The following is a 24,858-nucleotide window of genomic DNA, read 5'->3' as shown; positions in this document are numbered from 1 at the left end:
GTCGCGGGCCCGGAGGATGTCGTGAGCGACACACAGACCTTGATCGAGAACCGACCGCCCTCGGTGGCGCACCTCCTGCTGGAGCGTGTCGCGGCAACGCCGGACGCGGAGGCCTACCGGTATCCCGTCCCCGCCGCCTCCGGGCAGGGCCCGGACGAGTGGAAGACGCTGAGCTGGGCGGGGGCCGCCGAGCGGGTCTACGCCCTCGCGGCCGGTCTCATCGACCTCGGCCTGCGGCCCGAGGACCGGGTCGCCCTCGCCTCCAGCACCCGCATCGAGTGGATCCTCGCCGACCTCGGCATCATGTGCGCGGGAGCCGCCACCACGACGGTCTACCCGCAGACCAACGCCGAGGAATCCGCGTACCTCCTCGCCGACTCCGGCAGCCGGGTCCTGATCGCCGAGAACGCCGAGCAGCTCGCCAAGGCGCGCGAACAGCGGGCCAGCCTGCCCGACCTCAAGCACGTCGTCGTGTTCGACGCCGAGGGCACCGAGCCCGCCGCCGACGACCCCGAGGGCTGGGTGCTCACCCTCGCCGACCTGGAGGCCAGGGGCGCGGCGCACCTGGAGAAGAACCCGGAGGCCGTCAAGGAGCGGATCGGCGCGATCAGGGCCGACCACCTCGCGACGATCATCTACACCTCGGGCACGACGGGCCGCCCCAAGGGCGTGCGCCTGCCGCACGACAACTGGTCGTACATGGCGAAGGCCATCGCGGCGACCGGGCTGCTCTCGGCCGAGGACGTGCAGTACCTGTGGCTGCCGCTCGCGCACGTCTTCGGCAAGGTGCTGACCAGCGGACAGATCGAGCTCGGGCACGTCACGGCCGTCGACGGCCGCGTCGAGAAGATCATCGAGAATCTGCCGGTGGTGCAGCCGACGTACATGGCCGCCGTGCCGCGCATCTTCGAGAAGGTCTACAACGGCGTCGCCGCCAAGGCCCGCGCCGGGGGCGCCGCCAAGTACAAGATCTTCATGTGGGCCGCCGAGATCGCCCGCGAGTACGCCAAGACCAGCCAGGACAACTTCCGCCGCACGGGCGTGGCGTCGGTGCCGTTCGGGCTCGGCGCCAAGCACAAGGTGGCCGACAAGCTCGTCTACGCCAAGCTGCGCGAGGCCTTCGGCGGGCGGCTGCGGGCGGCGGTGTCCGGCTCGGTGGCCCTCGCGCCGGAGATCGGCTACTTCTTCTCCGGGGCCGGAATCCACATCCTGGAGGGGTACGGGCTCACCGAGTCCTCCGCCGCCTCCTTCGTCAACCCCGGCGAGGCCTACCGCACCGGCACCGTCGGCAAGCCGCTGCCCGGCACCGAGGTGCGGATCGCGGACGACGGCGAGATCATGCTGCGCGGCCCCGGCGTCATGGAGGGCTACCACGGGCTGCCGGAGAAGACCGCCGAGGTCCTGGAGTCCGACGGCTGGTTCCACACCGGAGACATCGGGGAGCTGTCCCCCGACGGCTACCTGCGGATCACCGACCGCAAGAAGGACCTGTTCAAGACGTCCGGCGGCAAGTACGTGGCGCCCACGGAGGTCGAGGGCCAGTTCAAGGGCGTGTGCCCGTACGTCTCCAACATCCTGGTGCTCGGCGCCGACCGGAACTTCTGCTCCGCCCTCATCGCCCTGGACGAGCCGGCCATCCTCGGCTGGGCGAAGGAGAACGGCCTGGACGGCAAGAGCTACGCCGAGGTCGTCGCCGCGCCCGCCACGGTCGCCCTCATCGAGGGCTATGTGAAGCAGCTCAACGAGGGCCTCCAGCGCTGGCAGACCATCAAGCGCTTCAAGCTGCTCCCGCGCGACCTGGACGTCGAGCACGGCGAGCTGACCCCCAGCCTGAAGCTGAAGCGCCCGGTGGTGGAGCGGGAGTACAAGAACCTGATCGAGGAGATGTACGAGGGCGCCCGCGAGGCCTGAGGGCCCGCCCGCGCACGGCGACAGGGCCGCTCCCGCGGGAGCGGCCCCGCACGCACGGGGAACGGGCGGTCGCTCCGCCCGTCAGCCGGTCGCGCTCCGCTCGCTGGCGGTCACGCGCTGCGCTCGCGTCGCATCTCGCGGAGTATCTCCTCCACGTGTGTGAGCTGCGGGCGCAGGTCGGCCGCGTCGGCGTGGCCGCTCGACGCGAGCTGCTCCTGGATCGCCGCGAGGCGCTGGGACAGCTCGTCGAAGTGCTCCTGCTCGCGCGCGAGGACGCGCTCCAGCTGCTGGTTCTTGCGGTGCAGCTCAAGGAAGACGGTGACCTTCGCGCGCAGCACCCAGGGGTCGAAGGGCTTGGTGAGGTAGTCCGCCGCGCCGGTCGCGTAGCCGCGGAAGGCATAGCCCGCGTCGTTGTCGGTGCCCGTCAGGAAGATGATCGGCACGTCCTTGGTCTGGTCGAGGCGCTTGATGTTGGAGGCGGTCTCGAAGCCGTCCATGCCGGGCATCCGCACATCCAGGAGGATCACGGCGAACCGCTGGCGCAGCAGGGCCTTCATGGCCTCCTCGCCCGAACGGGCCCGCACCAGCGGCTCGTTCAGGGACCCCAGGACGGCCTCCAGCGCCACCAAGTTGTCCTCCATGTCATCGACCAGGAGGATGCTCGCGCGTTCGCTGACGGTGGCCTCAGTGCTCATGGTGACGGTGCCTCACTCGGTCGTCGGCGGAGGCACGGACCCTCCCTGAGAGCCGCGCACCTCCGGATCAACGGATTCCGTGTCGTTGGTGTCGGGCGGTGTGGACTCCTTCCGCTCCGTCCGCTGGCCCTCGGGGTCCAGGAGGGCACAGACGGAGGTGAGCAGCTGGTCCACGTCCACGGGTTTGGGTACGTAGTCGGTGGCGCCCTGCGAGATGGCCTTCTCGCGGTCGCCGGGCATGGCCTTGGCGGTCAGGGCGACGATGGGCAGCCCCGTCCAGCGGGGGGAGCTGCGGATGGCGGCGATGGTCTCGTAACCGTCCATCTCCGGCATCATGATGTCCATCAGGATCAGGTCGGTGTCGGGGTTGCGCTCCAGGGTCTCGATGCCCTCGCGGCCGTTCTCCGCGTAGAGCACGACCAGGCCGACGCGGCTGAGGACGTGGGTGAGGGCGAAGACGTTGCGGATGTCGTCGTCGACGATGAGTACGCGCCGTCCCGGCAGGACCCTGCCCGCCCGCCCCTCCTTCCATGCCTCGAGCTTCGTCGGCGCGGGCCAGTTGTCGTCGGTGTCGGGCAGGGTGTGCGCGGACAGCGCCATCTGCTCCTGCGGCTCGGGCGGCTCGGCCGCCGGGAGCGCGCGCGTCGACGCGAACGCCACCGCGGCCGCGCCGTGACCGGGGTGCACCACCGGCACGTACAGCGTGAACGTGGAGCCCTCGCCGGGGCGGGACTCGGCGGTGATGCGGCCGCCGAGCAGGCCCGCGATCTCCCGGCTGATGGACAGGCCGAGCCCGGTGCCGCCGTACTTGCGGTTGGTGGTGCCGTCGACCTGCTGGAACGCCTCGAAGATCACGGGCAGTTGCTCGGGCGGGATGCCGATGCCGGTGTCCCTGACGGTGAAGCTGATCAGGTCGCCGCGGTCGCTGAGCAGCGGGTCGAGGGTCTGCTTGACGTGCTGCACGCTCAGCTCGACGCGGCCGTTCGCGGTGAACTTGACCGCGTTCGACAGGAGGTTGCGCAGGATCTGCTGGAGGCGCTGCTCGTCGGAGAACATCTCCCGCGGCACGTCGTGGCCGACGGTGACGTCGAAGGCGAGGCCGCGGTCGAGGGTGAGCGGGCGGAACGTGGCGTGCACATAGTCCAGGACCTTGATCAGCGGCAGCTTCTTCGGGCGCACGTCCATGCGGCCCGCCTCGATCTTGGACAGGTCGAGGATGTCGTTGATCAGCTGGAGCAGGTCCGAGCCCGAGCGGTGGATCGTGGTGGCGAACTGCACCTCCTGGTCTGAGAGATGGCCGTCGGGGTTGTCGGAGAGCAGCCGGGCGAGGATGAGCAGCGAGTTCAGCGGCGTGCGCAGCTCGTGCGACATGTTCGCGAGGAACTCCGACTTGTACTGCGAGGACGTGGCCAGCAGCGCCGCCTTCTCCTCCAGCTCGGCGTTGGAGCGGCGCAGCTCCGCCTGCTGGCGCTGGAGTTCGTCGGAGCGCTCCTGGAGCTGGATGGCCAGGCGCTGGGACTCGCCGAGCAGTGACTCCGTGCGGGAGTTGGCGATGATGGTGTTGATGGCGACGCCGATGGTGTTCACGAACTGGTCGAAGAACGCCAGGTGGACGTCGGAGAAGCGGGAGAACGTGGCCAGCTCGATGACGCCGAGCAGCTTGTCCTCGAAGAGGATCGGGATGATGACGACGCTGGCGGGCGAGGCGTCCCCGAGCCCCGAGTGGATCTTGATGTAGTCGGGCGGCACCTCGTCGAGCAGGATGCGCTTCTTCTCCAGGGCCGCCTGGCGCACCAGGCCGTGCGCGGGCATGCCGCCGGTGTCGACGAGGAAGCCCTCCTCCTCGGTGGCGCTGCCCTGCGCGGAGCCGTACCCGGCGATGAAGGCGAGGCCCTTGGCGGGGGAGGCCTGCAGCGGGGCGGTGCCGTCGGCGTCCGGGTCGGCGAGGAAGAACGCGCCGTATCCGGCGTTCACCAGCGGCGTCAGCTCGCGCAGGATCAGGTCGGCGACCTCCATCAGGTCCCGGTGGCCCTGCATCAGGCCCGCGAGGCGGGCCAGGTTGGACTCCAGCCAGTCCTTGGCGCGGGTGGTCTCGCGCAGGTTGGACACCATCAGGTTGATGTTGTCCTTGAGCTCGGCGACCTCGCCCCGGGTCTCCACGGTGATCGAGCGGGACATGTCGCCCTGCGCCACGGCCGAGGCGACCTCGGCGATGGCGCGCACCTGCGTGGTCAGGTTCAGGGCGAGCTCGTTCACGTTGGTGGTGAGGCGCTTCCACGTGCCGTACACGCCCTCGACCCGGGCCTGACCGCCGAGCTGGCCCTCCGAACCCACCTCGCGGGCCACGCGGGTGACCTCCGAGGAGAACGACGACAGCGTGTCCACCATGGTGTTGATGGTGGTCTTCAGCTCCAGGATCTCGCCGCGCGCGTCCACGTCGATCTTCTTCGACAGGTCGCCCTGCGCCACGGCGGTCGCGACCTGCGCGATGTTGCGGACCTGCCCGGTGAGGTTGTCCGCCATGTAGTTGACGTTGTCGGTGAGGTCCTTCCACACGCCCGATACGCCGAGGACCTGGGCGCGGCCGCCGAGCCTGCCGTCGGTGCCGACCTCGCGGGCCACGCGCGTGACCTCGTCGGCGAAGGCGCGCAGCTGCTCCACCATCGTGTTGACGGTGTCCTTGAGCTCCAGGATCTCGCCGCGCGCCGTCACCGTGATCATCTTGGACAGGTCGCCGTTGGCGACGGCGGTGGTCACCTGCGCGATGTTGCGGACCTGGGAGGTGAGGTTGGACGCCATGAAGTTGACGTTGTCCGTCAGCTCCTCCCAGACGCCGGACACGCCGCGCACCTGCGCCTGACCGCCGAGGTTGCCCTCGGTGCCGACCTCGCGGGCCACGCGCGTGACCTCGTCGGCGAACGCGGACAGCTGGTCGACCATCGTGTTGATCGTCGACTTCAGCTCCAGGATCTCGCCCTTCGCCTCCACGGTGATCTTCTTCGACAGGTCGCCCTGGGCGACGGCCGTCGACACCAGGGCGATGTTGCGGACCTGCGAAGTGAGGTTGTCCGCCATGAAGTTGACGTTGTCGGTGAGGTCCTTCCAGACGCCCGATACGCCGCGCACGTGGGCGCGGCCGCCGAGGTTGCCCTCGGTGCCGACCTCGCGGGCCACGCGGGTGACCTCGTCGGCGAACGCGGACAGCTGGTCGACCATCGTGTTGACGGTGTCCTTGAGCTCCAGGATCTCGCCGCGGGCGTCCACGGTGATCTTCTGACTCAGGTCGCCGTTGGCGACGGCGGTGGTCACCTGCGCGATGTTGCGGACCTGGGAGGTGAGGTTGGACGCCATGAAGTTGACGTTGTCGGTGAGGTCCTTCCACACCCCGGACACGCCGCGCGCCTGGGCGCGGCCGCCGAGCCTGCCCTCGGTGCCGACCTCGCGGGCGACACGCGTCACCTCCGCCGCGAACGCGGACAGCTGCTCGACCATCGTGTTCACGGTGAGCTTCAGTTCGAGGAGCTCACCGGTGGCCTCGACGGTGACCGTACGGGTCAGGTCGCCCTGCGCCACGGCCGTGGTGACCAGGGCGATGTCGCGGACCTGCGCGGTCAGGCGCGAGGCCATCGTGTTCACGGCCTCCGTCACGTCGCGCCAGCTGCCGGAGAGCCCGCGCACCTTGGCGCGGCCGCCGAGCCTGCCCTCGGTGCCGACCTCGCGGGCCACGCGCGTGACCTCGCCCGTGAAGAGTGACAGCTGGTCGACCATCGTGTTGACGGCGCGCCCCAGGCGGCGCAGGTCGCCGCGCAGCTCCCGGGAGCCGTCGTGCAGGTCGACGCGCTGGGTGAGGTCGCCGCCCGCGACCGCGTTGAGCACCCGGGTGGCGTTCGTGGCGGGCGCGACCAGGGAGTCGACCAGCGAGTTCGCCTCGATGATGCGGGTGGCCCAGCTGCCCTGCCCGGGGCTCGCCGTGAACCGCTCGTCGAGCCGCCCGTGCCGCACCATCTCCCGGCGTACGCGGATGAGCTCGCTGTCGAAGTGCGTGGAGCGGTCCACCAGTTCGTTGAAGACGGTGATCAGCTCGGCGGTGAGGCCGGTGCCGTGCTGGGGCGCCTTGGTGAAGTTCCCGTCCCGGGCGGCCCGCATCGCGGCGAGCAGCACCCGCAGATCGGCGGCGGACTCGGCGGTGAGCTCCGCGCCCGCCGCCGCGGCGGACCCGCCGGGCGGCTCGGCGGGGGCGGGCACCCGGGCGCGCGCGGAGGCGGTGCGCCGGGGCGCGGCGGCACGGCGGCCGGGACGCGCGGCGCGGCCGGGCGGGGGAGCGGCGGGGTGCGCGGGCTCGCTGGGGTGCGCGGGCTCGGCGGGCTCGCCGGAAGCGGGCTGGGCGGAAGCGCTGGGCTGGGCGGAAGCGCTGGGCTGGGCGGAAGCGCCGGGCTGGGCGGAAGCGCCGGGCGCGGCGGGAGCACCAGGCACACCAGGCGCACTAGGCACACCAGGCACGTCACGCGCGCCGGATGCCATGTCGCCCGGGGACGTTGGGGGCCGCGTGGGCGGCGGTGACGCGGGGGCTTCCGTGGCGCGTGGGGGCGCAATCCGGCCAGCGGACCGCGCGGGGGTCTCCGCGGGCGCGGCGGGCGCGGCGGGGGTGGGGCGGGGAAGCGGCCCGGGGTGCGCCGATGAGGCGGCCGCCGAGGTCCGGGCCGGACCTGGCGTGTCTGCCGATGCCGGAATCTGACCGTGTCCAGGCGCGGGCTTAGCAGGGTTCTCACTCATGATGGCCCACTTCGGTAACTCGGCGCTTATGGGCACAGTCAGTCTGTCACTCTGTCCGTGTCGCCTGAGGCGTAATCGTCCGAACTGCTCAGGAGCCGCACTGTGGGGGCCATTCCGATGCAACGGGAGACCGCATTCCGCGCCTCCGTCGAGTCCGCGGCACGCCCTGGGACTTCGACGGTAGTGCGTACGTCCCTGCCCGGAAACCCGCTTGCGCCCGCCGCCGCGCGCCGGTTCGTCCGCGCGGCGCTCACCGACTGGACGGACCTCGCGGTCCCCGCCGCCGCCGGGCTCACCGACCGGCTCGCGGCGGACGCGGTGCTGCTGGTCAGCGAGTTGGTGACGAACGCCGTGGTGCACGCGGGCACCTCAGTGGAGGTGCTGTGCCGCCTAGACGGCGCGGGCGGCGCGGTCGACGCGATGGGCGGCGAGGGCGGGGACGCGGTCGTCGTCGAGGTCTCCGACCACCACCCGGCGCGCGCCGTGCGCAGCGAGCCGCGCGCCGCGCAGCCCGGCACCCCCGAGTACGGCCGGGGCCTGCAACTCGTCGCCACCCTCGCCGAGTCCTGGGGCGTCACCTACCGCTCGGGCACCAAGACGGTGTGGGCGCGGCTTCTCGTCGACGACGTCCACGCGGTGTCCGACATCGAGGCGTACGCCGGTGACCTGGCCCTCCAGCGCGGGCCGCGCCCGGCGGACCTCCTCGCCCCCGTCCCCAAGAAGGCCCCGTACGACACGGACTGGATCAACCGCGGCGCGCTCACCTTCCTCGCCGAGGCCTCCGACATGCTCGCCGGGCAGTTCGACGAGAACCTGGTCGCCGCCCTCGCCGGACAGCTCCTCGTGCCGCGGCTCGCCGACTGGTGCGCGGTGTGGCTGGACGACGAGACCCCGAGCGCGGGCCGCACGCCGGGCGCGCGCGAGCACGGCTCCCGCCTGGCCCGGGTGTGGCACACCAGCGAGCAGCGGATAGAGGAGCTGCGCCAGGCCCTGGAGAAGGAGCCGCTCTGCCTGAACGAGGCCGCCGACGCGACCGGAGGCGGCGCGGTCCCTGTGCCCTGGCCGGGCGACAGCGGCGGCGACCCAGGCGACCCGGGCGGCGCGGCGGTCGCCTACCGCCTGGTGGCGGGCGGCAGACAGCTGGGCACGCTGGTGATCGGGCGGGCCGGACTGCTGCGCTTCCCGGACGAGGCCACCGGACTCGTCGAGGACTTCAGCCGCCGCGTCGCGCTCGCCATCAGCGCCGCCCGCCGCTACCAGCGCCAGGCCACGATCAGCCAGGTCCTCCAGCGCGGCCTGCTGCCGAGCGCCGTCGCCGAGATCCCCGGCGTGGAGAGCGGCATCGTCTACGAACCACAGGAGCAGGGCGGCCCCGGCGGCGACTTCTACGACGTGTTCCCCGCGGGCAGCGGCCGCTGGTGCTTCGCCCTCGGCGACGTCCAGGGCAAAGGCCCGGAGGCGGCCGTCGTCATCGGCCTGGCCCGCCCCTGGCTGCGGCTGCTCGCCCGCGAGGGCTACCAGGTCGCCGAGGTCCTCGACCGCCTCAACCAGCTCCTCCTCGACGACGCCACCGAGGCCGCCGACGCGGCGGCCGCCGTGATGGCCGTCGCGGGCGGCCAGGGCGTGCCGCCCGAGGGCACCACCACACGCTTCCTGTCCCTGCTGTACGGGGAGCTCGTCCCGCACGAGGGCGGGGTGCGCTGCACGGTGGCCTGCGCCGGACACCCGCTGCCGCTGCTCCTGGACGCCGAGGGCCGGGTGCGGCCCGCCACCGGGCCGCAGACGCTCCTCGGGGTCGTCGACGACGAGACGTACACGAGCCGGACCTTCGACCTGCGGCCCGGCGACACCCTGCTGTGCGTCACGGACGGGGTGACGGAGCGGCGCGCGGGCGGCCGCCTCTTCGACGACGAGGACGGCCTGGCCGCCGCCCTCGCCGACTGCGCCGGTCTCGACGCGGGGCTCGTGGCCGAGCGCATCCGCCGCAAGGTCCACGAGTTCTCCACCAGGCCGCCGGACGACGACCTGGCCCTGCTCGTCTTGCGGGCGTGCTGACCCGGCCCCTCAGCGCCGCCGCGCCCCCTCCCTGAGCGCCGGGCGGGCTTCCTCCCGGGCGGTGGGACAATGGAGCACATGCCTTCCGCCCTGCCCGATGGAGAACCCGTGCCCCAGGACGGGGCACTCCCCGCGACCGCCCTCGGCGGCACGGCTCCGCTCGGGTTCTACCTGCACGTCCCGTACTGCGCCACGCGCTGCGGCTACTGCGACTTCAACACCTACACCGCCACCGAACTGCGCGGCTCCGGCGGCGTGCTCGCCTCCCGCGACAACTACGCCGACACCCTCGCCGACGAGGTCCGCCTGGCCCGCAAGGTGCTCGGCGACGACCCGCGCCCCGTCCGGACGGTCTTCGTCGGCGGCGGCACGCCCACGCTGCTCGCCGCCGGGGACCTGGTCCGGATGCTGAGCGCCGTCCGCGACGAGTTCGGCCTCGCCGACGACGCGGAGATCACCACGGAGGCGAACCCGGAGTCCGTCGACCCGGCGTACCTGAGCGCGCTGCGCGAGGGCGGCTTCAACCGGATCTCCTTCGGCATGCAGAGCGCCCGCAAGCACGTCCTGAAGATCCTCGACCGCACGCACACCCCCGGCCGCCCCGAGGCCTGCGTCGCCGAGGCCCGCGCGGCGGGCTTCGAGCACGTCAACCTCGACCTGATCTACGGCACCCCCGGCGAGAGCGACGACGACTGGCGCGCCTCCCTCGACGCGGCCATCGGCGCCGGGCCCGACCACGTGTCGGCGTACGCGCTGATCGTCGAGGAGGGCACCCAGCTCGCCCGGCGCATCCGGCGCGGCGAGGTCCCCATGACGGACGACGACGTGCACGCCGACCGCTATCTGATCGCCGACGAGCGCTTCGCCGCCGCCGGGTACGAGTGGTACGAGGTGTCGAACTGGGCCACTTCGGAGGCGGGCCGCTGCCTGCACAACGAGCTGTACTGGCGGGGCGCGGACTGGTGGGGCGCCGGGCCCGGCGCGCACAGCCACGTGGGGGGTGTGCGCTGGTGGAACGTGAAGCACCCGGGCGCGTACGCGGCCGCGCTCGCGGAAGGGCGGTCGCCCGGCGCCGGACGCGAGGTCCTGCCGGACGAGGACCGGCGCGTGGAACGGATCCTCCTGGAGCTGCGGCTGCGCGAGGGCTGCCCGCTTGACCTCCTCAAGGAGCAGGGCCTCGCCGCCTCGCGGCGGGCGCTGGCGGACGGACTCCTTGAGCCCGGGCCTTACGAGGCGGGGCGGGCCGTGCTCACCCTGCGGGGGCGGCTGCTCGCCGACGCGGTCGTGCGGGACCTCGTCGACTGAGGCCGCCAGGCCTTGGCCGCCCCTGATCGGCGCTGGCGCGCCTCGTCCTCAAACGCCGGACGGGCTGTTCCTCCCGCGCGCGGCGCCTACGGAGCCGTCACGAAATCGATCAGCTCCTCGACGCGGCCCAAAAGCGCCGGCTCCAGGTCCTTGTAGCTGCGCACCGAGCCCAAGATCCGCTGCCAGGCGGCCCCCGTGTTCGGGGGCCAGCCCAGGGCCTGGCACACGCCGGTCTTCCAGTCCTGGCCGCGCGGCACCCGCGGCCAGGCCGCGATGCCCACCGAGGCGGGCTTCACGGCCTCCCACACGTCGATGTAGGGGTGGCCCACCACCAGCGCGTGCTCGCTGCTGACGGCCGCCGTGATACGGGACTCCTTGGAGCCGGGGACCAGGTGGTCCACCAGGACGCCCAGGCGCGCGTCGGGGCCGGGGGCGAACTCGGCGACGATCGCGGGGAGGTCGTCGATGCCCTCCAGGTACTCCACGACGACGCCCTCGACACGCAGGTCGTCCCCCCACACCCGCTCGACCAGCTCCGCGTCGTGACGCCCCTCCACATAGATGCGCCCCGCGCGCGCCACCCGGGCCCGCGCGCCGGGCACGGCGATCGATCCCGACGCGGTGCGGGCGGGCCGCGCGGGCGCCGCCGCCGTGGGGCGGACCAGGGTGACGACCCTGCCCTCAAGCAGGAAGCCGCGCGGCGCCAGCGGGAAGACCCGGTGCTTGCCGAAGCGGTCCTCCAGGGTCACCGTCGGGCCCTCGGCCGACTTCTCGCAGCGGATCACGGCGCCGCAGAAGCCCGTCCCCGCCTCCTCCACCACCAGGTCCACCTCGGCGGGGACTTCGGGAACGGGGGCCGACTTCTTCCACGGCGGCGTGAGGTCCGGGTCGTAGCTGCGCATTCGACAGACGTTATGACATCGCGTCACGTCACGCCGAACCGGCGGGCCAGCTCCTTTCGTTGGGCGCGCACGAACGCCGCGTCCACTACCGCCCCGTGCCCCGGCACGTAAAGCGCGTCCTCGCCGCCGAGGTCGAGCAGCCGGTCGAGCGCGGCGGGCCAGCGCCGCGGCAGCGCGTCGGGCCCCGCCTGCGGCTCGCCCGACTCCTCCACCAGATCGCCGCAGAAGACCACCTCGGGGCCCTCGGGCCCGGACACCAGGACCGCCAGGTCGTGCCCGGTGTGGCCGGGGCCGACGTTCGCGAGCAGCACCTGGACCCCGCCGCCCAGGTCGAGCGTCCACTCGCCGCACACCAGGTGGCGCGGGAGCACGAGCAGGTCGGCGGCCTCCGCGGCGGCCCGCGGGTCGAGGCCGTGCCGGACGGCGTCCCCGCACAGCTCCTCGCCGCCCGCGGCGAGCACGGCGTCCACGCCGACGGCCCCGAACACCTCCACGCCCGCGAACGCCGCCGCGCCGAGGACGTGGTCGAAGTGCGGGTGGGTCAGCGCGAGGTGGGTCACGCGGCGGCCCGCGCCGAGCAGCCGCCGGGCGTCGGCCCGCAGCCGCGCGCCCTCCTTGAGGCTCGACCCGGCCTCGACCATCAGGGCGGCCCCGTCGCCGACCACGAGCCCGGCGGTGCAGTCCCAGACCGGAAGGCGCACCCGTCCCACACGCTCGGTGAGCCGCTCCCAGCCCGCTGACTCCCAGGCGGGCGGGGCGGCGAGGTTGTCGTTCATACGGTGACGCTAACGCCCGCGGGGGTAAGAGGCCCCCGGGAGACGGCCGCCACACGTCGGCATGACAAAGCGGTCGGCCCTTGCCGGGGCCGTACCCACCGGCCGTACACTGACTCGATGAAGGTTGGCACTCGCGGCTCGTGAGTGCCAAGGGAGTGGGGCCGCCGCGGCGGGGGCTCACGGTGCGGGACGACCGGTGGAGGTGCGCGCGATGCTCAGTGAACGCAGGCTCGAGGTGCTGCGCGCCATCGTCCACGACTATGTGGGCACCCAGGAGCCGGTGGGCTCCAAGGCGCTCACCGAGCGCCACCGCCTGGGCGTCTCCCCGGCCACGGTCCGCAACGACATGGCCGCGCTCGAGGAGGAAGGGTTCATCGCCCAGCCGCACACCAGCGCCGGGCGCATCCCCACCGACAAGGGCTACCGCCTCTTCGTGGACAAGCTGGCGGGCGTCAAGCCGATGACCCCGCCCGAGCGCCGCGCGATCCAGCACTTCCTGGACGGCGCGGTCGACCTGGACGACGTCGTGGGCCGCACGGTGCGGCTGCTCGCGCAGCTGACCCGCCAGGTCGCGGTGGTGCAGTATCCCTCGCTGACGCGCTCCACGGTGCGCCACGTGGAGCTGCTGTCCCTCGCGCCCGCCCGGCTGATGCTCGTACTGATCACGGACACGGGCCGGGTCGAGCAGCGCATGATCGACTGCCCGGCGCCGTTCGGTGAAACGTCACTCGCGGACCTGCGGGCGCGGCTGAACAGCCGGGTCGCGGGCCGCCGCTTCTCGGACGTGCCGCAGCTGGTCCAGGACCTCTCCGAGTCCTTCGACAAGGAGGACCAGGCGACGGTCGCCACCGTCCTTTCCACGCTCCTCGAAACCCTCGTCGAGGAGAACGAGGAACGGATGATGATCGGCGGAACCGCCAATCTCACCCGTTTCGGACATGACTTCCCTCTCACGATCCGACCGGTCCTCGAGGCCCTGGAGGAGCAGGTCGTGCTCCTCAAGTTGCTTGGTGAGGCTACGGATTCGGGCATGACGGTGAAGATCGGTCATGAGAACGCCCACGAGGGACTCAGCTCCACGTCCGTCGTCTCGGTCGGCTACGGTTCGGGGGGCGAGGCAGTAGCCAAGCTCGGCGTGGTCGGACCGACCCGCATGGACTATCCGGGAACGATGGGAGCAGTACGCGCAGTGGCACGTTACGTCGGACAGATCCTGGCGGAGTCGTAAGTGGCCACGGACTACTACGCCGTACTCGGCGTGCGCCGCGACGCTTCCCAGGACGAGATCAAGAAGGCCTTCCGGAGGCTCGCGCGCGAGCTGCACCCGGACGTCAACCCCGATCCGAAGACGCAAGAGCGCTTCAAAGAGATCAACGCCGCCTACGAGGTGCTTTCGGACCCGCAGAAGAAGCAGGTCTACGACCTCGGCGGGGACCCGCTGTCCCAGTCGGGCGGCGGTGGCGCGGGCGGTTTCGGAGCCGGTGGCTTCGGCAACTTCTCGGACATCATGGACGCGTTCTTCGGCACGGCCTCGCAGCGCGGACCGCGCTCGCGCACCCGCCGCGGCCAGGACGCCATGATCCGCCTGGAGATCAGCCTCGAAGAGGCCGCCTTCGGCACCACCAAGGACCTCCAGGTCGACACGGCCGTGGTGTGCACCTCGTGCTCGGGCGAGGGCGCCGCCCCCGGCACCTCCGCGCAGACCTGTGACATGTGCCGCGGCCGCGGCGAGGTGTCGCAGGTGACGCGGTCCTTCCTCGGCCAGGTCATGACCTCGCGCCCCTGCCCGCAGTGCCAGGGCTTCGGCACCGTGGTGCCCACGCCGTGCCCGGAGTGCGCGGGCGACGGCCGCATCCGCTCCCGGCGCACCCTGACGGTGAAGATCCCCGCCGGTGTCGACAACGGCACCCGCATCCAGCTCGCGGGCGAAGGCGAGGTCGGCCCCGGCGGCGGCCCCGCCGGTGACCTGTACGTCGAGATCCACGAGCTGCCCCACGCCGTCTTCCAGCGGCGCGGCGACGATCTGCACTGCACCGTCACCCTGCCGATGACGGCGGCGGCCCTCGGCACGAAGGTGCCGCTTGAGACGCTCGACGGCATGGAGGAGGTCGACATCCGCCCCGGCACGCAGTCCGGGCAGTCGATCCCGCTGCACGGGCGCGGCGTCACGCATCTGCGGGGCGGCGGGCGCGGTGACCTCATCGTGCACGTCGAGGTCCTCACGCCCAGCAAGCTCGACCCGGAGCAGGAGCGGCTGCTGCGGGAGCTGGCCAAGGCCCGTGGCGAGGAGCGGCCCACCGGCCAGTTCCAGCCGGGCCAGCAGGGCCTGTTCTCCCGCCTGAAGGACGCGTTCAACGGGCGCTAGCGCCCCGGCCCGGCGCCCTGGGTGACCCCGGGGCGCCGGAGCACCCGTGCCGCCCCGCGGCACGGTGGACCACATCGGTGGACCCTGGGCGAGACGCCCCCGCCGGACGTGGCACGATGCCGGTATGTCCTCCCCTCTCCACGCCCTCTGTCGTTTCCCGATCGTGCAGGCGCCCATGGCGGGCGGCGGCTCGACGCCGCAGCTCGCGGCGGCCGTGTCCGAGGCCGGGGGGCTCGGATCTCTCGCGGCCGGGTACAAGACCGCCGACGGGATGTACCAGGAGGTCAAACAGCTCAGAGGGCTGACGGCGCGCCCCTTCGGGGTGAACCTCTTCATGCCGCAGCCCGAGTACGCGGACCCGGCGGCCGTCGAGGTGTACCGCAACCAGCTCGCGGGCGAGGCCACCTGGTACGAGACGGAGCTCGGGGACACCGACGTCAAGCGCGACGACGGCTACGAGGCGAAGCTCGCGATCCTGCGCGACGACCCGGTGCCGCTGGTGTCGTTCACCTTCGGCTGCCCCGCGAAGCGGGACCTCCAGGCGCTGGCCCGCGTCGGCACGACCACCGTCGTCACCGTCACCACGGCGGAGGAGGCGCTCGCCGCGCAGACGGCCGGGGCGGACGCCGTGTGCGTGCAGGGCGTCGAGGCGGGCGGCCACCAGGGCACCCACCGGGACAACCCGGAGACCGACGGCTCCGGCATCGGCCTGCTGAGCCTGATCACCCAGGTCAGGGAGGCCGTGCGGCTGCCCGTGATCGCCGCGGGCGGGCTGATGCGCGGCGCGCAGATCGCCGCGGTGCTCGCCGCGGGCGCCGACCTCGCGCAGCTCGGCACCGCCTTCCTGGTGACGCCCGAGTCGGGCGCGCAGCCGCTGCACAAGCAGGCCATGACCGACCCCAGGTTCGTGCGCACGGAGCTGACCCGGGCGTTCTCGGGGCGCCCCGCGCGCGGCCTCGTCAACCGCTTCATGCGCGAGCACGGGCCCTACGCGCCCGCCGCCTACCCGCAGATCCACTATCTGACCGCGGGGCTGCGCAAGGCGGCGGCCAAGACCGGGGACCCGCAGGCCATGGCCCTGTGGGCGGGCCAGGGGCACCGCCTGGCGCGGCAGCTGCCCGCCGCGGACCTGATGGAGGTGCTCGTCGCCGAACTCGACGAGGCCAGGGCCGGGTTCGCCGCGGACGGCGTGGGCGGTGCGCGATGACGGCGCCGGTGTTCGTGGTCGAGGACTTCACGGGTGCCGCGCCGGGACGTACGTACGTACTGGAGGGCCCCGAGGGGCGGCACGCGGTGTCCGTGAAGCGGCTGCGCGCCGGTGAGGACGTCGTGCTCACCGACGGAGCCGGGCGGTGGGCGCACGGCGTCGTCGCGGACACCGAGGGCAAGGACCGGCTGCTCGTCGCCGTCGACGGCGAGGGCGTGCGCGAGGAGCCCGGGGAGAGTCCCCGCATCACCGTCGTGCAGGCGCTGCCCAAGGGCGACCGCGGCGAGCTCGCCGTGGAGACCATGACCGAGACCGGTGTGGACGCCGTCGTGCCGTGGGCGGCCGCCCGCTGCATCACGCAGTGGAAGGGCGAGCGGGGCGTCAAGGCGCTCGGCAAGTGGCGGGCGACGGCGCGCGAGGCGGGCAAGCAGTCGCGACGGGTGCGTTTCCCCGAGATCGCTGGCCTCGCGTCCACCAAACAGGTCGCCGCGCTGCTCGCGGACGCCGACTTCGCGGGCGTCCTGCACGAGGAGGGCAGCGAGCCGCTGGCCACCGCGGAGCTGCCCGCGGCCGGGCACGTCGTGCTCGTGGTGGGGCCCGAGGGCGGGGTGTCCCCGGAGGAGCTCGCGGTGTTCGCGCAGGCGGGCGCCAAGCCGTACCGCCTGGGACGCAGCGTGCTGCGCACGTCGACCGCGGGCACCGCGGCGACGGCCCTGCTCCTCGGCCGGACCGGCCGCTGGTCCTGACCTGACCTGACTTACCGGACCTGACTTACCGGACCGGGCCTACTGGACCGGGCCTGCCGGGCCGGGCCTCGCTGACGAGTGGCCGGTACTGGACACATGGCCGCATGCGGTCTACCGCGCGGCGCCCCGCGGTGGCACGCTGCCGCTCATGGGGGCTGCGAGGCGACTTGCGAGGCGCTGGCCGCGACCGGCGCGCACACCGCGTCCGGCGGGAGCCGGGCGGCTGCGGCGCGCGGGCGGCCGGTCGCGGCGGGGGCGCGCGTTCGCCGCGGTCGCGGTGGCCGGGGCCGCCGGGCTCGGCCTCGCCGCGTGCGACCCCGTCGAGGGCGACATGAGCACGGCCGCGATCGCGCTCACCACCGACAAGATGGGCACGCGCGAGCTACAGCGTCAGCACCTCGACGTCGCCTGGCTCAACTGCACCGCCTCGTTCATCGACAACGACGACGACAACGGCGACGACGACAACGGCGACGACAACGACGGCGACGACAACGGCCGTGACCGGCGGCGCGAGGCCCGGGTCGACTGCCGGGGCAAGTCCGAGGACGACAAGGACATCACCCTCAAGGGCCGGGTCACCGACGTGCGCAACGGCTTCTGCGTCCGCGGCAGCCTGACCGCGAAGGTCGAGCAGAAGCAGTGGTTCCGCGTCGACGTGCTCGGCAACTGCCAGGGCGGCGGGGACGACCACGACGACAGCGACGACGACGGAGGCAACGGCGGCAACGGCGGCAACGGGGACCAGGACGACCCGCCCGCCACCCACGACCCCGGAGACCGGCCGCTTCCCACCGCCACCGTGACCGTGACCGAGCGGCCGGATCCGACGTGCTGCTACCCGGGCAAGTGATCAAAAACGGTCACCCGCGGCCTGACGCCTGCTTAGGCTGACGGTGTGACACAGCCTGCCTACCTCCGGTTTCCGCATCCGCACGGCGAGTTGATCGCCTTCACCGCCGAGGACGACGTGTGGCTCGCGCCCCTCGACGGCGGCCGAGCCTGGCGGGTCAGCGCCGACAACACGCCCGTGACCCACCCGCGCGTCTCCCCGGACGGCACCACCATCGCCTGGACGTCCACCCGCGACGGCGCGCCCGAGGCACACCTCGCGCCCGTCGACGGCGGCCCCTCGAAACGCCTCACGTACTGGGGGAACACCAAGACGTCCGTACGCGGTTGGACGCCCGACGGCCGGGTCCTGGTGCTCGGCGCGCACGGGCAGGCCTCCTTCCGCCGCACCTGGGCACACGCCGTGCCGCTCGACGGCGGCCCCGCCGAGCGGCTGCCGTACGGCATCGTCGGCGACGTCGCCCACGGCCTCGACGACCCCGCCCGCCAGGTCCTGCTGCTGTCGGCGCCGATGGGCCGCGAGGCCGCCTGGTGGAAGCGGTACCGGGGCGGCACGGCGGGCAAGCTGTGGATCCGCGGGGGCGGGGGCGGGGACGAGCAGGACGGCGACGCGGAGGCGGCGGGCTTCGCGCGCGTCCACGCGGACCTCGACGGCAACATCGAGTACCCGCTGTGGGTCGGCGGCCGCATCGCCTTCCTCAGCGACCACGAGGGCGTCGGCGCCCTGTACTCCTCCCTGCCCGACGGCACCGACCTGCGCCGCCACACCCCCGTCGACGGCTTCTATGCCCGCCACGCCGCCACCGACGGCACCCGCGTGACCTACGCGTCGGCGGGTGAACTCTGGGTCCTCGACGACCTGGTGGACGCCGAGCCGCGCCGCCTGGACATCCGCCTCGGCGGCCAGCGCGCCGACCTCCAGCCGCACCCGGTGAGCGCCGCCCGCTGGTTCGGCGCCGCCGCGCCCGACCACACCGGGCGCGGCAGCGCCGTCTCGGTGCGCGGCGCCGTGCACTGGGTCACCCACCGCGAGGGCCCCGCCCGCTCGCTCGCCGCGACGCAGGGCGTGCGGGCCCGGCTGCCGCGCACCTTCCGCGTGGAGGGCGAGGAACACGTGGTGTGGGTGACGGACGCGGCGGGCGACGACGCCCTGGAGTTCGCGCCCGCCACCGGCCTGACCCCCGGCGCGACGCCGCGCCGCCTCGCGGCCGGACAGCTCGGCCGGGTCCTCGCGCTCGCCATGGCGCCCGACGGCAGCCGTGCCGCCGTCGCCGCGCACGACGGCCGGGTCCTGATCGTGGAGCGCGAGAGCGGCGAGGTGCGCGAGGTCGACCGCGCCGAGCACGGCGAGGCCACCGGCCTTGTCTTCTCGCCGGACTCCGCCTGGCTCGCCTGGTCGCACCCCGGGCCGCGCCCGCTGCGCCAGCTCAAGCTCGCCAACACCGCCGACCTGTCCGTCTCGGAGGCCACCCAGCTGCGCTTCCGCGACTACAGCCCGGCGTTCACGCTCGACGGCAAGCACCTGGCGTTCCTGTCCGCGCGCGCCTTCGACCCGGTCTACGACGACCACGTCTTCGACCTCGCCTTCGTCGGCGGCTCCCGGCCGCACCTCATCACCCTGGCCGCGACGACGCCCTCGCCGTTCGGGCCGCAGCGCCACGGCCGCGCCTTCGACAGCGCGGAGGGGCCGCACGCCGAGACCCCCGACAGCGAGGGCTCCCCGGTCACCCGCGTCGACCTCGACGGGCTCACCGACCGCGTGGTGCCCTTCCCCGTCGAGGCCGCCCGCTACAGCACGCTGCGCGCCGCGAAGGACGGCCTGCTGTGGCTGCGCCACCCGGTCCGTGGCGTCCTCGGCGCCTCCCGCGCCACCCCCGCCGACCCCGACCCGAGCTCCTCCCTGGAGCGCTACGACTTCGCGCAGCGCCGCGTCGAGGAACTCAAGGGCGACGCCGACCACTTCGCGGTCACCGGCGACGGCAAGCGGGTGCTGCTGTGGGCCGACGGCAAGCTCAAGGTGGTGCCGAGCGACCGCCGCGCCTCCGGCGACGAGGACAGCGACAGCAACATCACCGTCGACCTCGGCCGGGTGCGCCAGGACGTCGACCCGGCCGCCGAGTGGCGGCAGATGTACGACGAGGCGGGCCGCCTCATGCGGGACAACTTCTGGCGGCCCGACATGGGCGGCGTCGACTGGGACGGCGTCCTGGCCCGCTACCGCCCCGTCCTGGAGCGCGTCGCCACCCACGACGACCTCGTCGACCTGCTCTGGGAGGTCCAGGGCGAACTCGGCACCTCCCACGCCTACGTGGTGCCCCGCGGCGGCTACGGCGGCGCCCGCCAGGGCCTGCTCGGCGCCGACCTCTCCCGGGGCGAGGACGGCCTGTGGCGGGTGGACCGCGTGCTGCCGTCGGAGACCTCCGACCCGGCCGCGCGCTCGCCGCTCGCCGCGCCCGGCGTCGCGGTGCGCGCGGGCGACGCGATCCTCGCCGTGGCCGGACGCCCGGTCGACCCGGTGACAGGGCCAGGGCCGCTGCTCGTAGGCACCGCCGACAAGCCCGTCGAGCTGACCGTGTCCCCGGCCGGGGGCGGCGACCCCCGGCACGCCGTGGTGGTCCCCGTCGACGACGAGGAGCCGCTGCGCTACCACGCGTGGGTCGCCGACCGGCGCGCCTACGTCCACGAGCGCTCCGGCGGCCGCCTCGGCTATCTGCACGTCCCCGACATGCAGGCGCCCGGCTGGGCGCAGATCCACCGGGACCTGCGGGTTGAGGTCGCCCGCGAGGGCCTGGTGGTGGACGTCCGCGAGAACCGCGGCGGGCACACCTCGCAGCTGGTCGTGGAGAAGCTGGCCCGGCGCATCGTCGGCTGGGACCTGCCGCGCGGCTCCGGGGCGCTAAGCTACCCCGGGGACGCGCCCCGCGGCCCCGTCGTCGCCGTCGCCAACGAGTTCTCCGGGTCCGACGGGGACATCGTGAACGCCGCGATCAAGGCCCTCGGCATCGGGCCCGTGGTGGGCACCCGCACCTGGGGCGGCGTCGTCGGCATCGACAGCCGCTACCACCTCGTCGACGGCACTCTCGTCACCCAGCCCAAGTACGCGTTCTGGCTGGAGGGCCCCGGCTGGGGCGTGGAGAACCACGGCGTCGACCCCGACGTCGAGGTCGTCACCACGCCCGAGGACTACGCGGCCGGACGCGACCCGCAGTTGGACGAGGCGGTCCGCGTCGCGCTCGCCGCCCTGGCCGAGAACCCCGCGAGGACGGCTCCGCCGCTGCCCGGCTGAGCGCCCCGGATAGCATGCCGACGTACGCAAACATGATCAGGAGGCTGGACCATGGCGGGCGAACCACAGGATGACTGCTTGTTCTGCAAGATCGTCGCGAAGGAGGTGCCCGCGACGATCGTGCGCGAGACCGGCACCACTCTCGCCTTCCGCGACATCAACCCCCAGGCGCCGACGCACGTCCTGGTGATTCCGAAGGCGCACTACCCGGACGCCGCGTCGCTCGCGGCCGCGGAGCCGGACGTCGCGGCCGACATACTGCGCGAGGCGGGCGAGGTCGCCGCCCAGGAGGGGGCGGAGAGCTACCGCATCGTCGCCAACACCGGCGCCGGTGCCGGGCAGACCGTCTTCCACGCCCACGCCCACGTCCTCGGCGGCCGCGGCTTGCAGTGGCCCCCCGGATAATCCCCTGTGTCCGTACGTGAACTGGTGGTGCTCGGCACCGCGAGCCAGGTACCTACCCGGCACCGCAACCACAACGGGTACGTCCTGCTCTGGGACGGCGAGGGCATCCTCTTCGACCCCGGCGAGGGCACGCAGCGGCAGTTGCTGCGTGCCTCCGTCGCCGCCCACGACCTGAACCGCGTCTGCGTCACGCACTTCCACGGGGACCACAGCCTCGGCCTCGCGGGCGTCATCCAGCGCATCAACCTGGACCGCGTGCCGCACCCCGTCACCGCCCACTACCCGGCGTCCGGCCAGCGCTTCTTCGACCGCCTCCGGTACGCGACCGCGTACCGCGAGACCGTCGGGATCACCGAGGCGCCCGTCGCCGCCGACGGCGTCCTCGCCACCACGCCGTCGTACCGCCTGGAGGCCGCGAAGCTCTCCCACCCCGTCGAGTCCTACGGCTACCGCGTGGTCGAGCCCGACGGGCGGCGCATGCTGCCGGGGCTGCTCGCCGAGCGCGGCATCACCGGGCCCGACGTCGGCGTCCTGCAGCGCGAGGGCAGCCTGCGCGGGATCAGCGTCGACGAGGTCAGCGAGGTGCGCCGCGGACAGCGGTTCGCCTTCGTCATGGACACCCGCCTGTGCGAGGGCGTGCACGCCCTCGCCGACGGCTGCGACATGCTCGTCATCGAGTCGACCTTCCTCGACGAGGACCACAAGCTGGCCTCCGACCACGGCCACCTGACGGCGGGCCAGGCCGCCGCGGTGGCCAGAGACGCGGGCGTCAGGCACCTCGTCCTGACCCACTTCAGCCAGCGCTACCCGGACCCCGCGCTCTTCGAACAGCAGGCGCGGGCCGCCGGCTTCGAGGGCGAGCTGACCGTGGCGCGGGACCTGATGCGGGTGCCGCTGCCCAAGCGCGGCGCCTGAACCAACGTCGCGCGATTCCTGAAACCAGCACCGAGCCAGCACCGAGCCAGCACCGAGAGAAAAGCGCCACCCACCATGCCCCTGCCCAAGGCCGAACTCCACCTGCACATCGAAGGCACCCTCGAACCCGAACTCGCCTTCGCGCTCGCCGCGCGCAACGGCGTGACCCTGCCGTACGCCGACACCGAAGCGCTCCGCGAGGCCTACCGCTTCGAGGACCTCCAGTCCTTCCTCGACCTGTACTACGGCCTCATGGCCGTCCTGCGCACGGAAGCCGACTTCGAGGAACTGGCCGACGCCTACCTCGCCCGCGCCGCAGCACAGGGCGTGCGGCACGCCGAGATCTTCTTCGACCCCCAGGCGCACACCGCGCGCGGCGTCGACTTCGCGACCGTCGTCGAAGGCCTCGGCCGCGCGCTCGACCGCGCCGAGGAGCGGCACGGCGTCACCACCCGGCTCATCATGTGCTTCCTGCGCGACCAGTCCGCCGAGTCCGCCATGGAGACCCTCCAGGCCGCGCGGCCGCATCTGCACCGGATCACCGGCGTCGGCCTCGACTCGGCCGAGGTCGGCCACCCGCCGAGCAAGTTCGCCGCCGTGTACGAGGCGGCGGGCGCGCTCGGCCTTCGCAAGGTCGCCCACGCCGGGGAGGAGGGGCCCGCCTCCTACGTACGCGAGGCCCTCGACATCCTCGGCGTCGAGCGCGTCGACCACGGGCTGCGGTGCATGGAGGACCCGGAGCTCGTGGAGCGCCTGGTGCGCGAGCGGGTGCCGCTGACGCTGTGTCCCCTGTCCAACGTGCGGCTGCGGGCGGTGGACGTGCTGGCGGCGCATCCGCTGCCGCGCATGATGGCGGCGGGGCTTGTGTGCACCCTGAACTCCGATGATCCCGCGTACTTCGGGGGGTATGCGGGGGATGTGTTCCTCGCTGTGCGGGAGGCGTTGGGGGTGGGGGAGGAAGAGCTGCGGGAGCTGGCGCGGAATTCCTTCGAGGCGGCGTTCCTGGACGACGGCCTGCGGGCGGCGTATCTGGCTGAGGTGGACGCCTACACGTTCCCCTGACGGTCCCTCGCGGCGCGCCCCAGGCCCACCCCTTCCCGATCCGGGTGCGGCTGCCCCCGTTCCCCCGCTCCAAGCCAATCGGCGCTGGCGCGCCTCGTCCTCAAACGCCGGACGGGCTGGATCTTTTCCCACCCACCCACCCGAGAGCCGCTAGGTCGGGGGGTGCCGTTGCCGCCGCAGGTGTAAGGGTGGGCGGGTGGGAGACATAGCCCGTCCGGCGTTTGAGGACAAAGGGGAGCGTTGACTGGGGAGCGTTCGGGTATGTAGGGGGCGTTCGCACCCTTGGACAGGAGGCACCGCATGCCCGGGCTCACCGTCACCGCCGTACGGCTCACCCCCGTACTCGTCGCAGACCCCCCGCTCCTGAACGCCCAAGGCCTGCACCAGCCCTACACACCACGTCTGATCATCGAGGTGGAGACGGAGGGCGGCGCGACGGGCGTGGGGGAGACCTACGGGGACGGCGCATACCTGGAGCTGGCCAGGCCGCTGGCCGCCGCGCTGGTGGGGCGGGCGGTGGGAGACCTCAACGCCCTGTTCACACTCGTGGACGAGATCGCGGTGGACGCGACCCGCGTGGACCCGGCCGTCGACGGCGGCGGCCTGCGCGGCGCCCGCACCGCCGACAAACTGCGCCTGTCCGTCGCGTCGGGCTTCGAGGTGGCCTGCCTGGACGCGCTCGGCAAGGCGCTCGGGCTGCCCGTGCACGCCCTGCTCGGGGGCAAGGTCCGCGACGCCGTGGAGTACAGCGCGTATCTGTTCTACAAGCTCGCCGCCCATCCCCGGGGCGGCGAGAGCGATGACTGGGGCGCCGCGCTCGACCCGGCCGGAGTCGTCGCCCAGGCCCGCCTCTTCACCGAGCGGCACGGCTTCACCTCGTACAAGCTCAAGGGCGGCGTCTTCCCGCCCGACCAGGAGATCGCCGCCGTCCGCGCGCTCGCCGAGGCCTTCCCCGGGCGGCCGCTGCGCCTCGACCCCAACGGGGCCTGGTCGGTGGAGACTTCCCTGAAGGTCGCAGCCGAGCTCGGCGACGTCCTGGAGTACCTGGAGGACCCGGTGCTCGGCACCGCCGCGATGGCCGAGGTCGCCGCCCGCACCCCCGTGCCGCTCGCCACCAACATGTGCGTGACCACTTTCGAGGAGATACCCGAGGCGTTCGCGAAGAACGCCGTGCGCGTGGTGCTCAGCGACCACCACTACTGGGGCGGGCCGCGGCGGACGCGCGAACTGGCCGCCGTCTGCCGCACGTTCGGCGTGGGCGTCTCCATGCACTCCAACACGCACCTGGGGATCAGCCTCGCCGCCATGACGCACGTCGCCGCCACCGTGCCGGACCTCGGGTACGCCTGCGACACGCACTACCCCTGGCAGACCGAGGACGTGCTGACCGAGCGGCTCCGCTTCACCGGCGGGCGGGTCGCGGTCAGTGACGCTCCGGGGCTCGGCGTGACGCTCGACCGGGCGAAGCTCGACGCGCTGCACCGGCGCTGGCTCGACGAGGACTTCGCCGCGCTGCGGGAGCGGGACGACGCGGCGGCCATGCGGCTCGCCGACCCGCGATGGGTGACTCCGCCCGTGCCGCGCTGGTAGCGCGGGCCACTTG

Annotated in this window: 17 protein-coding genes; 13 read left to right on the top strand and 4 right to left on the bottom strand. The window is 73.2% G+C overall.

The genetic code is table 11. From position 1 onward, the window contains the following. The first annotated feature begins 21 nt into the window (after positions 1-21). Positions 22-1,911 (top strand): AMP-dependent synthetase/ligase, encoded by a 1,890-nt coding sequence (locus AC07A4_RS08400; RefSeq protein WP_478594776.1) that lies wholly within the window; start codon positions 22-24, stop codon positions 1,909-1,911. Positions 1,912-2,021: 110 nt separating this feature from the next. Here AC07A4_RS08400 and AC07A4_RS08395 read toward each other — a convergent pair whose 3' ends face one another. Continuing rightward, on the bottom strand, positions 2,022-2,606 hold the full coding sequence (locus tag AC07A4_RS08395) for a response regulator (RefSeq protein ID WP_478594774.1): 585 nt from the start codon (positions 2,604-2,606) through the stop codon (positions 2,022-2,024). Between the two features lie 12 nt (positions 2,607-2,618). Further along, entirely contained in the window at positions 2,619-6,752 is a 4,134-nt protein-coding gene (locus AC07A4_RS08390) for a HAMP domain-containing protein (RefSeq protein ID WP_478595901.1), read from the bottom strand. Positions 6,753-7,481: 729 nt separating this feature from the next. Between AC07A4_RS08390 and AC07A4_RS08385 the strand changes: the two genes are divergently transcribed. Both AC07A4_RS08385 and hemW read left to right on the top strand, forming a co-directional pair. Further along, positions 7,482-9,434: a SpoIIE family protein phosphatase gene (locus AC07A4_RS08385; protein ID WP_478594771.1), complete on the top strand. Its 1,953-nt coding sequence runs from the start codon at positions 7,482-7,484 to the stop codon at positions 9,432-9,434. Positions 9,435-9,512: 78 nt separating this feature from the next. Next, complete coding sequence (hemW, locus tag AC07A4_RS08380) at positions 9,513-10,739, top strand: radical SAM family heme chaperone HemW (RefSeq protein WP_478594768.1); 1,227 nt, start codon at positions 9,513-9,515, stop codon at positions 10,737-10,739. An 86-nt stretch (positions 10,740-10,825) separates the two neighbouring features. On the opposite strand, the gene AC07A4_RS08375 is transcribed toward hemW, so the two are convergent. Further along, positions 10,826-11,641: a DUF3097 domain-containing protein gene (locus AC07A4_RS08375; protein WP_478594765.1), complete on the bottom strand. Its 816-nt coding sequence runs from the start codon at positions 11,639-11,641 to the stop codon at positions 10,826-10,828. Positions 11,642-11,664: 23 nt separating this feature from the next. Further along, positions 11,665-12,417 (bottom strand): MBL fold metallo-hydrolase, encoded by a 753-nt coding sequence (locus AC07A4_RS08370; RefSeq protein WP_478594763.1) that lies wholly within the window; start codon positions 12,415-12,417, stop codon positions 11,665-11,667. A 211-nt stretch (positions 12,418-12,628) separates the two neighbouring features. Here AC07A4_RS08370 and hrcA point away from each other — a divergent pair, with 211 nt between their 5' ends. The 10 genes from hrcA to AC07A4_RS08320 all read left to right on the top strand — a co-directional run bounded on the left by hrcA (position 12,629) and on the right by AC07A4_RS08320 (position 24,845). Next, positions 12,629-13,645, top strand: a complete 1,017-nt coding sequence (gene hrcA, locus AC07A4_RS08365; RefSeq protein WP_478594762.1) for a heat-inducible transcriptional repressor HrcA — start codon at positions 12,629-12,631, stop codon at positions 13,643-13,645. Further along, complete coding sequence (gene dnaJ / locus AC07A4_RS08360; protein ID WP_478594759.1) at positions 13,646-14,782, top strand: molecular chaperone DnaJ; 1,137 nt, start codon at positions 13,646-13,648, stop codon at positions 14,780-14,782. Between the two features lie 124 nt (positions 14,783-14,906). After that, positions 14,907-15,989: a nitronate monooxygenase gene (locus tag AC07A4_RS08355; RefSeq protein ID WP_478594756.1), complete on the top strand. Its 1,083-nt coding sequence runs from the start codon at positions 14,907-14,909 to the stop codon at positions 15,987-15,989. After that, positions 15,986-16,735: a 16S rRNA (uracil(1498)-N(3))-methyltransferase gene (locus tag AC07A4_RS08350; RefSeq protein ID WP_478594753.1), complete on the top strand. Its 750-nt coding sequence runs from the start codon at positions 15,986-15,988 to the stop codon at positions 16,733-16,735. Before AC07A4_RS08355 ends, AC07A4_RS08350 begins: the two co-directional genes overlap by 4 nt. Positions 16,736-16,883: 148 nt before the next feature. Next, positions 16,884-17,588 (top strand): hypothetical protein, encoded by a 705-nt coding sequence (locus AC07A4_RS08345; protein ID WP_478594750.1) that lies wholly within the window; start codon positions 16,884-16,886, stop codon positions 17,586-17,588. 45 nt (positions 17,589-17,633) lie between these two features. Beyond that, entirely contained in the window at positions 17,634-20,873 is a 3,240-nt protein-coding gene (locus tag AC07A4_RS08340) for a S41 family peptidase (protein WP_478594747.1), read from the top strand. A 51-nt stretch (positions 20,874-20,924) separates the two neighbouring features. Then, the gene (locus AC07A4_RS08335) at positions 20,925-21,278 is read left to right on the top strand and encodes a histidine triad nucleotide-binding protein (protein ID WP_478594744.1); all 354 of its coding nucleotides are present in this window, start codon (positions 20,925-20,927) and stop codon (positions 21,276-21,278) included. Positions 21,279-21,284: 6 nt separating this feature from the next. Beyond that, entirely contained in the window at positions 21,285-22,193 is a 909-nt protein-coding gene (locus AC07A4_RS08330; protein ID WP_478594742.1) for a ribonuclease Z, read from the top strand. Between the two features lie 75 nt (positions 22,194-22,268). Beyond that, positions 22,269-23,255: an adenosine deaminase gene (locus AC07A4_RS08325; RefSeq protein ID WP_478594739.1), complete on the top strand. Its 987-nt coding sequence runs from the start codon at positions 22,269-22,271 to the stop codon at positions 23,253-23,255. A gap of 300 nt (positions 23,256-23,555) precedes the next feature. Next, the gene (locus AC07A4_RS08320) at positions 23,556-24,845 is read left to right on the top strand and encodes a glucarate dehydratase family protein (RefSeq protein ID WP_478594737.1); all 1,290 of its coding nucleotides are present in this window, start codon (positions 23,556-23,558) and stop codon (positions 24,843-24,845) included. Positions 24,846-24,858: the final 13 nt, after the last annotated feature.

The organism is Streptomyces sp. NPDC043996 (assembly GCF_056435225.1).
The sequence above is the reverse complement of the archived record's forward strand: the minus strand, read 5'-3'. Positions and strand labels throughout refer to the sequence as shown.